The following is a 15,717-nucleotide window of genomic DNA, read 5'->3' as shown; positions in this document are numbered from 1 at the left end:
GCGCGCTGTCATCCCTGACCTTGGTCCCGATCGTCAAAATTCTCGTGGTGTGCCGTCCTGATCGGGCGGCGCTCCGTCGTGTCTGAAATCCAACAATAACAACGAGGGGTCGATGAGCAACAGCAACAATAAGGCGCGCCGCGCGAGCGGAGCCAGTGCCTTCTCGCGTCGTCTGCTTTGCGGCGCCTCGCTGGCGGCGCTGATCGCCCTCGGCGCACCGTCGATCGCCCGAGCGCAGGACCAGGATCGTTACTGGGACGCCAACGGGACCAATCCCGGCAGCGGCGGCAACGGCACCTGGGACACCAGCTCGCCGGTCTGGAGCCAGGCAAATAGCGATGTGCTCGGTCCCTATCAAACGTGGGACAATGCCGCGCTGGACAATGCCATTTTCGGCATCACCGCGACCGGCACAACGACGACAGCAGGCTCGGTCACCCTCACCGCGCCGATCACCGTCCACAACATGACGTTTCAGACCGTCAACGGCTGGGTGCTGGGCGGCAGCACGCTGACACTTGCCGGCACTGCCCCCACGCTGACGATCAACGGCGACACCACCATCAATTCGATTCTTGCCGGAACGGCGGGCCTGACCAAGCTTGGATCGCGGACCTTGACGCTGACCGGCGCCAACACATTCAGCGGCGGGATCACTCTCGGCGGCGGCGCGCTGCGGGCCTCGACCGACGCCTCACTCGGTGCGCTCAGCAATAACATCGCGGTGACGGCCAGTTCAACCTTGCAGATCAATTCCGACGCGACGGCACGCACCGTTAACATCGGCACCGGGGCGACGCTGACGCTGATGGGAAGCGGTGTCGGGTCGGCTCTGCTCACTGGCGCTGGCGGCATTTCCGTTGGAACGACGGGTCCCGTCCGTCTGACCAACGACGCCAGCACTTATACCGGATCGACGCGATTCAACGGCTGTAACGGGGTGTGCTCCACCTATTTCTCGTCGATCGGCAATCTCGGCGAGGCAAGTTCGCTGGGCGCGCCGACGGACGCGATTTCGGGTACCATCCTGTTCGCCCAAACCAGCCAATATTCCGACAGTGTCATCTATACCGGCGACGGCGACAGTTCCAACCGCAACTGGACCCTTCAGGGGAGCACGGCGATCATCCGCAACCAGGGTTCGGGAACCCTGACGATCACCGGCAACGTCACCACCAATGGTGGCGCCAACTACAGCGCCGAAAGCGCGGACTTCCAGTTGCTGGGGACGCTGAGCGGCGCCAACTACAGCTTCGGCGGCCTGGCTGGCCGGACGATCACGCTGGGCGGCGCCAACGACTATACCGGCAGCAGCTCGATCGGTGCGATCACGGTCAAGGCGCCGGTGCTGGCGGATGCCGGGGTCGTCAGTTCGCTGGGCGCGGGCACCAGCGCTATCGCGCTCTCCAGCAACGGCGCGCTGAGCTATACCGGCGCCGGCGCGAGCAGCAACCGTTCCTGGGTCATTGCCAACACTTCGGGCACCATTTCCAACGATGGCACCGGCGCCCTGAACCTGAGCGGTGCTGTCGCGCTGGGCACCGCCGCCACCGACAACTTCACGCTGGGCGGCAGCTTTGCCGGCACGAACACCCTGTCGGGCGTCATTTCGGGCACCGGCAATATTGTCAGCAGCGGCAGTGGCACCTGGATATTGGGCGGCGCCAACAGCTTCAGCGGCAATGTGGTCGTCAATAGCGGCACGTTGCAGGCCGGGAGTGCCACCGCATTCGGCGCCACCAAGAGCGTGACCGTCAATGGCGGCATCCTGGACCTGAACGATTTCAGCTTCTGGACGCCGACCTTGAATGGCACCGGCGGCAGTATCGCGCTGGGCGCGAGCGGGACACTGACCGTCAACGGCACGGTGGCCAGCAGCTATGCCGGCACGATCACCGGCGGCGGCGGGCTGTTGAAGATGGGCAACGGCACGCTGACGCTGACCGGCGCCAGCAGCTACACCGGTGCAACGACCATTGTCGGCGGCGCTCTGGCGCTCGATTTCTCCGGCGTGGGCGGTCCGGCGAGTAACATCCTTTCCAGCGCATCGACGCTCAACTTGTCGGGCGGCACGTTGCGCGCGATCGGCGCGGCCGGGGAAGCGAACAGCCAGAGCCTCAGCGCCATCAATGTCATGGCGGGCAGCAACACCCTGCGCGCGGACTCGGGTGCGGGTGGCAGCCTCTCGCTCAATCTCGGCGCGATCAACCGTAGCGGCGGCCTCGTCAATTTCATCGTGCCGACCAGCGGCGCGATCACGACAAGCCATGCCGACGGCCTGCTTGGCGGATGGGCCACGGTCAATAGCTCGGACTATGCGAAGGTTCTGGGTGGCACCATCACGGCGTTCGCCGAAAGCGACTATGCCTCCAAGGACGATGCGGCCACCTGGATCGATGGCGATATCGTCACGGATACCGAGGGCGCTGCCGATACGCCGTTCTTCGGCACGGTGACCACCGGCCGGCAACTGGGCGGCCTGCGCTACACCGCGGCGGCGGACTCGACGGTGACCATCGCTGCGGGGCAGACGCTCGGCATCGACGGTACGATCATCGCCGCCCCTTCGGTCGGCAATTTCAACCAGACGATCACCGGCGGCTCGCTGACCGGCGGCGCCGGCGGCGGCACCTTGGGCGTGCAGCAGAACGGTGGCGGCATCTTCACCATCGCCTCGACCATCATCGACAACGGTGGCGCGACCGGCTTCGTGAAGGGCGGCAGCGGCGCGGTTCGGCTGGCCGGCGCCAACGGCTATACCGGCGGCACGACGCTGAGCGGCGGCCGGCTGGAAGTGAACAGCCTTGCCAATGGCGGCGTCGCCAGCAGCATCGGCGCGTCCTCCGGCGCGTCGTCCAACCTCGTGCTGGAAGGCGGCACGCTCGCTTATGTCGGCGGGACGGATGTCGTGTCGGATCGCGGCTTCACGCTGGTCAATGGCGGCGCCGGCGCGCCCACCATCGAAGTCAATACAGGGCGGAGCGTCGAATTCTCCGGGCAGGTGACAAGCCCCGATGACGCCGGGCTTACCAAGACCGGCTGGGGCACGCTTGTCCTTTCCAATCCCAACAACGACTATGTCGGCGTGACGACGATCAGCGGCTCGGGCGCCGGCGGCGCCAGCACGCTGTCCGTCGGCACACTGGCCAATGGCGGCGGTGCGAGTGGTATCGGCGCCGCCGGCGCGGACTCCGCCAACCTCATTCTCGATGCCGGCGGGCGCCTCCAATATACGGGCGGCAATGTCGCCATCGATCGCGGCTTCAGCCTGACCAACGGCGGCGGCCGCATCGATGTCAGCCAGGCGACGACCACGCTGACCGTCAGCGGCGCCGCGATCGGCACCGGCCAGTTCATCAAGGATGGTGACGGCACGCTGATCCTGTCCGGCACCAACAGCTATACCGGCGGCACGCATCTGACCGCGGGCACGCTCCGCGCCGGCTCCACCCAGGCTTTCGGAGGCAATGCGGCAGGCACGGGCGCGGGCGCGATGACCGTCGACGCCGGTGCGACCCTGGATCTTGCCGGCAAGAGCAATTTCGTGGGCGGCCTCAATGGCGGCGGGAACGTGCTGCTGGGCGCGGCCACGCTCAACATCAACAGCAGCGGCACCTTCACGGGCACGATCAGCGGCAGCGGCGGCATTGGCGTGACACGCTTCACCCAGGTCATGACCGGCTGCAACAACAGCTATACCGGTGTGACCACCGTCGTTTCCGGGCTGAGCACCGATTGCTTGGCCAATGGCGGGCAGGTGAGCGGCATCGGGGCTGCCAGCGCCGCCCCGACCAGTCTTGTCCTGAATGGCGGCTCGCTGAACTATACCGGCGCCTCCGTCAGCATCGATCGGGGCTTCGCCACCACATCCGGGCAGATCAACGTCACCAATGCGGCGACGACGCTGACACTGACCGGCACCACGACGGGCGGTTCGTTCACCAAGGAAGGCGCGGGCACGCTCGTGCTGTCGGGCACCACCACCCGCAACAGTACAACCCAGGTCAACAACGGGATTCTGCGCGCCGGAACGATCAATGCGTTCGGCACCGGCGGCGCCAGCTTCGCCAACGCTGCGGGCGCGGTGCTCGATCTCAATGGGTTCGACACGACCATTGGCTTCCTGAACGGCGGCGGCGCGGCCGGCGGCAATGTCACGCTGGGCGGTGCGACCCTGACGGTCGGCGCCAGCAACGGCAATTACGCCGGCGCAATCAGCGGCACCGGCAATCTCATCAAGACCAGCGGAGGTAACCAGACGCTGGCGAACTGCGCCAACAGCTATGACGGCATCACGACCGTGGCGGGCGGCGTGCTGGGCGTGAACTGCCTGACCGCCGGCGGCGTCAACAGCTCGATCGGTACCTCGAGCAGCGATGCGGGCAATCTGGTCATCAACGGCGGCACGCTGCGCTATCTGGGGACGGGCGACAGCACCGACCGGCAGTTCACGCTCGGTACGGGCGGCGGCAGGATCGATGCGTCGGGCACGGGCACCCTAGCCTTCACCAGCACCGCGGCCGTCACGCTCGCGGGCGCCGGCAATCGCACGCTGACGCTGGGCGGCACCAACACCGGCGACAACATCCTGGCGGCGCAGGTCACCAATCCCGGCACGGGCACGACCTCGCTGACCAAGACCGATGCCGGCACCTGGCGGCTGACCAACCAGGCCAGCAACTATACCGGCGTGACGACGATTAGCGGCGGCGTGCTGAGCGTCGATAAGCTCTCCGATGGCGGCGTCGCCAGCAGCATCGGCATGTCCTCCAACGCTGCCGCGAACCTGGTGATCGGATCGGGCGGCACGCTGCGCTATACCGGCACGGGCGATACGACCGACCGGCAGTTCACGCTGGGCGTGGGCACGACCGCGATCGAGTCCTCGGGCAGCGGCGCGGTGGTGTTCAACAATACCGGCGCGGTGTCCTATTCCGGAAACGGCGCGCGCGTGGTGTCGCTGGGCGGCACCAACGCCGGCGACAACGTCATGGGGGCCAGCATCGGCAACCAGAATGCCACGGTGCTGACCTCGCTTGCCAAGAACGATGCGGGGCTCTGGATCCTGACAGGCGACAACAGCTATACCGGCGTCACCAACATCAACGCTGGTACGTTGATCCTGGGCAATGGCGGCACCACCGGGTCGATCGTCAGCGGTACGGTCAATGATTTCGGTGTGCTGGGCTTCAACCGGTCCGACAGCTACACCTATGCCGGCGTCATCCAGGGCACCGGCGCCGTCAGCCAGTCCGGCGCGGGCACGACCATCCTGACCGGCGACAGCAGTTATACGGGCGGCACGACGATCACGGCCGGCACGCTCCAGCTCGGCAATGGCGGCACCACCGGCTCGATCGTCGGCGATGTGGCGAATAACGGCGCGTTCGTGTTCAACCGGTCGAACGACCTGACCTTTGCAGGCGTGATCTCGGGCACGGGCGTGGTCCGGCAGGACGGGACCGGCACGACCATCCTGTCCGGCACGAATAGCTATGCCGGCGGCACCATCATCAATGCCGGCACAATCCAGGTCTCGGCCGACGCCAATCTCGGCGCGGCCAGCGGCGGCCTGACCTTCAACGGCGCGACGCTGCGCAGCACGGCGAATATTGCCAGTAGCCGCAATGCGTCCCTCGTCGACGATGGCACGATCCTGACCGACGCCGGCACCAGCTTCGACCTGAGCGGCGTCGTGTCCGGCGCCGGCGGGCTGACCAAGGCGGGGGCGGGCACGCTGACCCTGACGGCGGCCGACACCTATACGGGCGGCACCACGATCACGGCCGGCACGCTCCAGATCGGTAACGGCGGCACGACCGGCTCGATCGTCGGCAATGTCGCGAATGCCGGCGCGCTGGTGTTCAACAGGTCTGACGAGATCGGCTTCGCCGGCGTCATTTCCGGCAGCGGCTCGGTGACCCAGGCGGGCACCGGCACGACCATCCTGACCGGCGCCAACAACTATCTGGGCGCAACCAACGTCAATGCGGGGACGCTGCGGATCAATGGCGATCAGTCGGCCGCGACCGGCCTGGTCACGGTCGCGAACGGCGCGACCCTGGGTGGTTCGGGGATCATCGGCGGCAGCGTCCTCGTCCAGAATGGCGGCACGCTGGCGCCGGGCAACAGCCCCGGCACGCTGACCATCGACAGCAACCTGACGCTGTCGGCGGGATCGGTCCTGAACTTCGAGTTCGGCGAGGCCAATGTCGCGGGCGGAGCGCTCAACGACCTCATCAATGTCGGCGGCAATCTGGTGCTGGACGGCACCATCAATGTCAGCGTGCCCACCGGCGGCACGTTCGGCGCCGGCATCTACCGCGTGTTCAACTATGGCGGCACGCTGACCGATAACGGGCTCGATCTCGGGACCATGCCCGGCGGCAGCCTCGTCGCCGTGCAGACCTCGGTCGCGGGGCAGGTCAACCTGGTGAACTCGGCGGGGCTCTCGCTCAGCTTCTGGGATGGCGATGCCGGTCCCAAGGTGAACAGCGTGGTCGACGGCGGCAACGGCACCTGGCACCTGGGCGGCACCGACAATAACTGGACCGACATGGCCGGCGGCACCAACGCCGCCTATGCCGACGGGACCATGGCGATCTTCGCCGGCGCGGCCGGCACGGTCGCGGTGGACAATGGCGGCGGTGCGGTGACGGCCTCCGGCCTGCAGTTCGCCACGAGTGGCTATCTCGTCCAGGGCGATCCGCTGACGCTGGTGGGGCCGAGCGCGGCGATCCGCGTGGGCGACGGCACGGCGGCGAGCGCGGGCTACACCGCCACCATCGCCTCCGAACTGACCGGCACCAGCGCGCTCGACAAGACCGATCTCGGCAAGCTCATCCTGACCGGCACGAACAGCTATGCGGGTGGCACGACGATCTCGGACGGCACGCTGCAAATCGGCAACGGCGGCACGAGCGGCTCGATCCCGGGCGACGTCGTCGATAACGGGACGCTGGCGTTCAACCGCTCGAACGATGTGACCTTCGCCGGCCTCGTCTCCGGCACTGGCGCGCTCGTGAAGCAGGGCGCCGGCGTCCTTACCCTCACGGGCGCCAACAGCTATGCGGGCGGCACGACGATCGATGCCGGCACGCTGCGTATCTCCAGCGACGCCAATCTCGGCGCCGCCACCGGCGGCCTGACCTTCAACGGCGGCACGCTGAACACCACGGCCGACATCACCAGCAGCCGCGATGTGGTGCTGGTGGGTGCCGGCACGATCCAGACCGGTGCGACCACGACCTTCACGCTGGGCGGCACGATCTCCGGCACGGGCAGTCTCGCCAAGACCGATCTGGGCACGCTGATCCTGACCGGGGACAACAGCTATACGGGCGGGACGACGATCACCTCGGGCAGGCTGCAACTCGGTAATGGCGGCACGACCGGCTCGATCGCCGGTAACGTGACGAACAACGCCACGCTGATCTTCAATCGCTCGAACGCCATGACGCTGGCCGGTGCGATCACGGGCGCAGGCGCCCTCGAGCAGGCCGGCTCCGGCACCACGACCCTGACCGGCACGAGCGGCTATACCGGCCAGACCCGCGTCAATAACGGCGAATTGCTTGTCGAGGGCAGCGGCAAGATCACCGGCACCACCAACTTCCGCGTTGCCGATGTTGCGGGGCAATCGGCGACGATGACGGTGACCGGCCCGGACGCGCAGGTCGTCTCCACAGGCAACAGCTCCGTCGGCAGCAGTGGCACCGGCATTCTGAACATCGAGAATGGTGGACGCGTCGCCAGCGCTGCCATTGGGATCGGCAATAGTGTAAACGGCAACGGAACGGTCAACGTCCGCGGTGTGGGCTCCAGCCTCGGCACCACCGATACCGCACAAGTGTTGGTAATCGGCGTTGCCGGGACGGGCGCGCTCAACGTCCTTGACGGCGGCACAGTCCAGGCGGCGAGTTCGGCGCGGATCGGTGCCTTGGGTTCGGCTCAGGGCGCCGTGACCGTCTCGGGGGCCGGATCGCGGTTCGAAACGGCGACCGGACTCACGCTCGCAAACACGGCTTCAACGACGGGCGTGCTGACTGTCGCGAATGGCGGCGCGGCCGTGGTCGGCAGCGGCACGCTGACGATGGGACCGGGCAATGCGGCGCTCAACATCGGCGGTGCGGAAGGGGCCGCCGCGACGGGGGCGGGCACGTTGACTGCCGCCAATGTCGTCACGAGCGCGAACGGCCGCGTCAACTTCAACCACACCGACGCCGGCTATACCTTCGCGTCGCTGATCTCGGGCACCGGCAAGGTGGACCAGAACGGTCCAGGCACCACGATCCTGACCGGCACGAACAGCTATACCGGCGGCACGACGATCAACGCCGGCACGCTGCAGATTTCGGCTGATACCAATCTGGGCGATGCCGCAGGCGGGATCACCTTCACCGGCGGCACGCTGCGCACCACGGCCGATATCACCAGCGCGCGCACTGTGGCGCTAGCGGGCGCCGGCACGGTGTTTACCGATGCGGGTACGACCTTCGAGCTTGACGGCACGATCTCGGGCGTGGGGGCGCTCACCAAGGCGGGTAACGGCACGTTCCTGCTGACGGCGGACAACAGTTATGCGGGTGGTACGACGATCTCGGGCGGCACGTTGCAGCTCGGCGATGGCGGCACGAGTGGTTCGATCCTGGGCAATGTTGCGAACAACGGCACGCTGGTGTTCGACCGTTCCGACACGCTCAACCTTGCGGGGGTCATTTCCGACACCGGCGCGGTCGTCCAGGCCGGCACCGGCACCACGATCCTGACCGGCACGAACAGCTATGCCGGCGGCACGACGATCAGCGCGGGAACGCTTCAGCTTGGTGACGGCGGCACCAGCGGTTCGATCCTGGGCGATGTGACCGATAACGCCACGCTGGCGTTCAACCGTTCCGACGACCTGACCTTTGCCAACCTCGTCTCCGGCACGGGGGCGCTGGTGAAGCAGGGCAGCGGCGCTCTCACCCTCACGGGCGCCAACAGCTACCTGGGCACGACGAGTGTCGATGCCGGAACGCTGCTGATCAATGGCGACCAGTCGACAGCGACCGGCGCTACCACCGTGAACAGCGGTGCGATGTTGGGCGGCGCGGGGATCATCGGCGGCAACGTCACCGTTGCGAGCGGCGCCAGCCTCAACCCCGGCCTTGCCGATGCGACGCCGGGCGTGCTCGCGATCAACGGCAATCTGTCGCTCGCGGGCGGCGCCACGCTCAACTATGATTTCGGCCAGGCGAATACCGTCGGCGGCGCACTCAACGATCTGATCACCGTGGGCGGCAACCTCACGCTGGGCGGCACCATCAACGTCAACGCGAGTGCCGGGGGTAGCTTCGGCCCCGGCATCTATCGCGTCATCAACTACACCGGCGCATTGACCAACAATAGTCTCGCCATCGGCACCATTCCTCCGGGTACCAATTTCTACGTGCAGACCTCGGTCGCCAATCAGGTGAACCTGATCAACACCGATGGCCTGGCGCTGCGCTTCTGGGACGGCGTCGCGGGCGGCCGCAACGACGGCATCATCACCGGCGGCAACGGCATCTGGCAGGGCACCGGCGGCAACGACAACTGGACGCTGGATGACGGTTCGATCAACGCGCCGTTCCTCGATAGCGCGTTCGCGGTCTTCCAGGGCATGAGCGGCCTTGTCACGGTCGATGGCACCCAAGGGCCGATCAATGTCGCAGGCATGCAGTTCGCGACCGGCGGCTACGACATCGTCGGCGACGCCATCAATCTTACGGGCACACAGGCGATCATCCGCATCGGCGACGGCACGGCGGCGAGTGCCGGCTATGTCGCGACCATCGGCGCGGCGCTGACGGGTGGCGCGCAGCTGGTCAAGACCGACGCTGGCACGCTGATCTTGGGCGGCACCAACAGCTATACCGGCGGCACGACGATCGACGGCGGCACGCTGCAGATCTCGAGCGACGCCAATCTGGGCGACGCGGCCGGCGGCCTTAGCTTCAACGATGGCACGCTGCACACCACCGCCGATCTCGCTGGCACCCGCGCAGTGACGCTGAACGGCACCGGGACGATCATCAGCGACGCGGGTACGACCGCGACGCTGGGAGGGGCAATTTCCGGCGGCGGGACCCTCGTCAAGGCTGGCAGCGGCACACTGATCCTGGGCGGCGCCAGCACCTATACCGGCGGCACGACGGTCGTCGGCGGAACGGTGCAGGTGTCGAGCGACTCCAATCTGGGCGATGTGTCGGGGGTGCTGTCGCTCCAGGGCGGCACGTTGCAGGCGGGTGCCGCGTTCACCTCCGCCCGCAACATTCTCGTGGGCAGCCCGACTTCCAACAGCATTGATACCCAGACGTTCGATGTCACGCTGAGCGGAACAATCGGCGATGGACCCGGCAATGCCGCCGGCGACTTCCTCAACAAGCTGGGTTCCGGCACGCTGACGCTGACGGGCGCCAACACCTATGGCAACCGCACGATCATCGCCGGGGGCACATTGGCGCTGGCGGGCGTCGGCACGATTGGCGCTGCCAACCTGGTGATCGGCTCGGGCACGGTCTTCGATATTTCCCAGACCGACACCGGCGCGAGAGTCATCCAGTTGAACGGCGCCGCCGACGGCAGCATTGCCCTTGGTTCCAAGACGCTGACGCTCGGCTTCGGCAATTCCTTCACCGACTGGACGGGCACGATCACCGATGGCGGGATCGGCGGCGGCACGGGCGGCCGCGTCGTCATCTCGGCGCCGGGCGGCGCTGTCCGCTATTTCAACGCGACCAGCTATACCGGCGGCACCACCGTCGCGGCCGGCAGCTTCGAGCTGGTGGGCAATGGCGCGCTCTATTCGGGCGGCGCGGTGGCGGTGAATGGCGGCGCGCTGTTCAACATCACCGGCCTGACTGGCGCTGGCACGACGATCGGCGACCTGAGCGGCAGCGGCGCGGTGGCGCTCGGCGACAAGTCACTCGCGCTCGGCACCGGCAACAGCACGACCTTCTCCGGCGTGATTGCCGGCAATGACGGGTCGATCGTCAAGAACGGCACCGGCACGTTCACGCTTTCCGGTGCCAACAGCTATACCGGCACGACCACCGTCAAAGCCGGCACGCTGCTGGTCAACGGCAACCAGTCGGCGGCGACGGGCCTGACGAGTGTGCTGAACAGCGCGACGCTGGGCGGCTCGGGCACGCTCGGCGGCAACGTGACGATTGCCGACGGCGGCACGCTGGCGCCCGGCAACGGCCGGGGCACGCTGACGGTCAACGGCAATCTGGCGCTGGCGGCGGGGTCGACGCTGAACTTCGAGTTCGGCCAGGCGAACACCGTAGGCGGTGCGCTCAACGATCTGGTGAATGTCGGCGGCAACCTGGCGCTCGACGGCACGCTCAATGTCAGCGTATCGACTGGCGGCTCCTTTGGCGCCGGCATCTACCGCGTGTTCAACTATGATGGCGCCCTGACCGACAATGGGCTGACGCTCGGCACCCTGCCGGCGGGCAATGTCGTCACAGTCCAGACATCGGTCGCGGGTCAGGTCAATCTGGTGAACAGCGGCGACCTGACGCTGAACTTCTGGGACGGCGATGCCGGGCCGAAGTTCAACGCCAGCGTCGATGGCGGCAACGGCATCTGGCAGGCCATAGCGGGCGGCGACAACTGGACGGATGCGGACGGCGTGGTCAACGCCGCCTATGCGAACGGCAGCTTTGCCGTCTTCATGGGGGCGCCCGGCACGGTCGCGGTGGACAATGGCGCAGGCACTGTCAGCGCCTCGGGCATGCAGTTCGCGACCAGCGGCTATCTTATCCAGGGCGACCCGTTGACGCTCGTCGGCGCCAGCGCCGACATCCGGGTCGGCGACGGCACGACGACGGGCGCGGGCTATGTCGCGACGATCGCGTCGGTCCTGACCGGCACGGCGGCGCTCAACAAGACCGATCTCGGCACGCTGATCCTGACGGGCACCAACGGTTATACCGGGGGCACGACCGTCTCGGGCGGCACGTTGCAGCTCGGCAATGGCGGCGCGACGGGCATGATCCAGGGCGATGTGGTCGATAATGGCACGCTTGCCTTCAACCGATCGGACGATGTCGCCTTCGCCAGCCTGATCGCCGGCACCGGCGCGCTGAACCAGAACGGTCCGGGCGCGCTGACTCTGACCGGTGCGAACAGCTATGCGGGGCCGACGATCGTCAACGCCGGCACGCTGTTCGTGAATGGCGACCAGTCGGCGGCGAAGGGCCTGACGACGGTCAATGGCGGCGCCACGCTGGGCGGTATCGGCATGATCGGCGGCAACGTGACGGTGGCCGATGGCGGCGTGCTGAATCCGGGCGGCATCGATGGCCTGCCGGGCACGCTGACGATCAAGGGCGGCCTGTCGCTGGCGGCGGGATCGACGATCAATGTCGCGTTCGGCCAGGCCGGCACGGTCGGCGGTCCGCTCAACGATCTGGTCGATGTCGGCGGTAATCTGACGCTCGATGGTATGCTGAACGTCGGCGTGCCGACTGGCGGCGCGTTCGATCCGGGCATCTACCGTGTGTTCAACTATGGCGGCACGCTCACCGACAACGGCTTGGCCCTTGGCACCCTGCCGGCGGGGAACGCGGTCACGGTCCAAACTTCGGTCGCGGGCCAGGTCAATCTGGTGAACAGCGGCAACCTGACGCTCAACTTCTGGGATGGAGATGCCGGGCCGAAGTTCAATGCCACCGTGGACGGCGGTAACGGCATCTGGCACGTCGCAGCCACCGGCGACAACTGGACGGATGCGAACGGCGCCGTCAATGCCGCCTATGCGAATGGCGCTTTCGCGGTGTTTGCCGGCCAGCCGGGCACTGTCACGATCGACAACAGCCAGGGCGATGTCAGCGCGGCCGGACTGCAATTCGCGGTCGATGGTTACACCATCCAGGGCGACACGCTGGCGCTCGTCGGGCCGCAATCGACCATCCGCGTCGGCGACGGTACGGCGGCCGGCAGCGCCTATACCGCCACGATCAATGCGGCGCTGACGGGTGCGACGCAACTGGTGAAGACAGATGCCGGCACCCTGAAGCTGGGCGGCATCAACAGCTACACCGGCGGCACGGCGATCAACGGCGGCACGATTGCCGTTTCGGCGGACGCCAATCTGGGCGATGCCGCGGGCGGCATCAGCGTCGACGGTGGCACGCTCAAGACCACGGCCAGCTTCACCAGCAATCGCGATTTCACGCTTGCCGGTGACGGCACGATCCTGACCGGTCAGGATACGACCTTCACGCTGGGCGGCATTCTGTCGGGTCCCGGCATCCTGACCAAGGACGGCGCTGGCACGCTGGCTGTCACCGGCGACAATAGCGGCTATGTCGCTGAGACCCGTGTCGCGCTCGGCACGCTGGCGGTCGATGGCGCGCTGGGCGGCAATGTCGATGTTACAGCGGCGGCGCGGTTGGAGGGTGTCGGCCGGGTCGGCGGCATCAGCAACGGCGGCGTGGTGGCGCCGGGCCGGGGCGGGTTCGGTACGCTGACCGTCACCGGCAACTATGTCGGCAATGGCGGCACACTGGAGATCGAGACCGCGCTGGGCGACGACGCCTCGCCGACCGACCGGTTGGTGGTGAATGGCGCGACCTCGGGCACAACCGGTGTCACAATCATCAACCGCAACGGCCTGGGTGCCCAGACGGTGGAGGGCATCAAGATCATCGACATCGCGGGCGCATCCAACGGCACTTTCACGCTGAACGGCGACTATCAGTTCCAAGGCGCGCCAGCGGTGGTGGCGGGTGCCTATGCCTATCGCCTCTACAAGAACGGCGTCACCGACCCCAATGACGGTGACTGGTATCTGCGTTCGGCGCTGACCAACCCGACGACGACCCCGATCGATCCCGACCAGCCGGTCGTGCCGCCGCCGCCGCTCTATCAGCCGGGCGTGCCGGTCTATGAAGGCTATGCGCAGACGCTGCTGGCGCTGACCGGCCTGCCGACGTTGCAGGAGCGCGTAGGCAACCGTTCCTGGGCCGGCACGCCGACCCAGGCTGGCACGGGCATCTGGGGCCGGATGGAGGGCGCGCGCCAGCGCCCGCAGCCGGTCTTCTCGACCAGCCATACCGACAAGAACATCGACAGCTGGCAGATGCAGATCGGCGTCGACCACGCCTTCGCCCAGCGGAGCGACGGCGCGGCGCTGATCGGCGGCCTCACGGCGCAATATGGCAAGGCCAATACCTCCGTCACCTCGCTGTTCGGCAATGGCGCGATCGGTGCCAAGGGCTATGGCGTCGGCGCGACGCTGACCTGGTATGGTCCCGACGGCTTCTATGCCGACGGCCAGGCGCAGGTCTCCTGGTTCACGAGCGACCTCAAGTCGAACGTGCTCGGCACGCTCGCCAGCGGCAATGACGGCATGGGCGAGGTATTCAGCCTGGAAGTGGGCAAGCGCGCGCCGATCGGCGGCAAGCTGAGCGTGACGCCGCAGATCCAGATGGCCTATGCCCATGTCAGCTTCGATCGCTTCACCGATCCCATGGGGGCGGTGGTGTCGGCGGACCAGGGCCGCAGCTTGAAAACGCGCTGGGGCCTGTCGATCGATCATCAGAACAGCTGGAGCACCGGCTCGGGCGGCAACCGCAGCAGCCATGCCTATGCGATTGTGAACCTCAACTATGAATGGCTACCCGACAGCGGCGTCAAGGTGTCCGGCACCCCCATCGTCAACCGCGAGCGGGCCCTGTGGGGCGAGTTGGGGCTGGGCGGCAGCTATAGCTGGAACGACCGGATCACGCTCTATGCCCAGGCGGCGGCCGATACGGCGGTTGCCGATTTCGGTAACGGATATAGCGTGAAGGGGACGGCTGGGATCAGAATACGATTCTAGGCGGATCGGGCGCGCTGTCGCGGTCTATGCACATCTTGCCAGTCCGACTGCGTGCTAGCGAAGCTGACCGGCCACGCGCTCCCAAAATAGCGTAGTACCTTCCGGTCGGATTCTCGAGGAGAACCCCATGATCTCGTCACCATCCTATCGTCCCACCTTGATCGTGCATCGTACCGGTTGTGCGGCCTTGGCCACTGCCTGTTCACAGGCAGCGATGGCGTCACGATTGTCATGCAGCATCTTGGCGGCGGTAGTGATCGCTGTCCACGCATCGGGATCGCTTGCGCGCATCATCCGGGTTCCCGCATCCCAAAGCGTCGGCTCGCCGATGATGTGAGCCGCCATGCTCTCCGGCATATGCCAGCTTGTCGGTAAGGCACGCAGGACGACGCCGGGGAGGATCGACCACAGCAGGCATCCGGCCGCTAGTCCGCCGCCGCCTGCCCATATCAGGCACCTGCGCTGCTCGCCTGTCACACGGACGGCCTCGACGAATCCGTGGATGATCCGCGCCGCCTCCTGATGCCCCTCCCGCGCTTCCCGGAGCGTCGCCTTGTCGGCCGCGCGGGATTTCTCGGCGGCCGCATCCATCCGCGCCGCCAGCCCTTCTGGGGTCAACTGCATGGCCGGCTTCTCGGCAATGACCGCCAGTCCTTGCGCGACGGCGGCGAGGCGCGTGTTCATCTGGCCGAGCGTCGCGCTGTAGTCGGGAATGTCGATGCTCGCGCGCTCCGCCGCCAGATGCTCGACCGCGTGCGCCATCATCGCGATCCGGCGGTCCAGCCGCGCGAACGCCTGCCCGGCGGATTCCTTCTGTAGCTCGGGTTTATTCAACAGCGATTGCTCGTCATCCATGTCTCATG

General features: G+C 66.9%; 2 protein-coding genes. One reads left to right on the top strand and one right to left on the bottom strand.

The window, feature by feature from the left end; translation table 11 throughout:
• Positions 1-112 precede the first annotated feature (112 nt).
• On the top strand, positions 113-14,854 hold the full coding sequence (locus BHE75_RS24285; RefSeq protein ID WP_039578508.1) for an autotransporter-associated beta strand repeat-containing protein: 14,742 nt from the start codon (positions 113-115) through the stop codon (positions 14,852-14,854).
• Between the two features lie 144 nt (positions 14,855-14,998).
• Here BHE75_RS24285 and BHE75_RS21230 read toward each other — a convergent pair whose 3' ends face one another.
• Positions 14,999-15,709 (bottom strand): DUF6118 family protein, encoded by a 711-nt coding sequence (locus BHE75_RS21230; RefSeq protein WP_039578512.1) that lies wholly within the window; start codon positions 15,707-15,709, stop codon positions 14,999-15,001.
• Positions 15,710-15,717: the final 8 nt, after the last annotated feature.

The sequence above is a fragment of the Edaphosphingomonas haloaromaticamans genome, from assembly GCF_001853345.1.
Classification (GTDB): domain Bacteria; phylum Pseudomonadota; class Alphaproteobacteria; order Sphingomonadales; family Sphingomonadaceae; genus Sphingomonas_E; species Sphingomonas_E fennica.
Note: the sequence above shows the minus strand (reverse complement) of the source record. Positions and strands in the feature narration are given on the sequence as shown.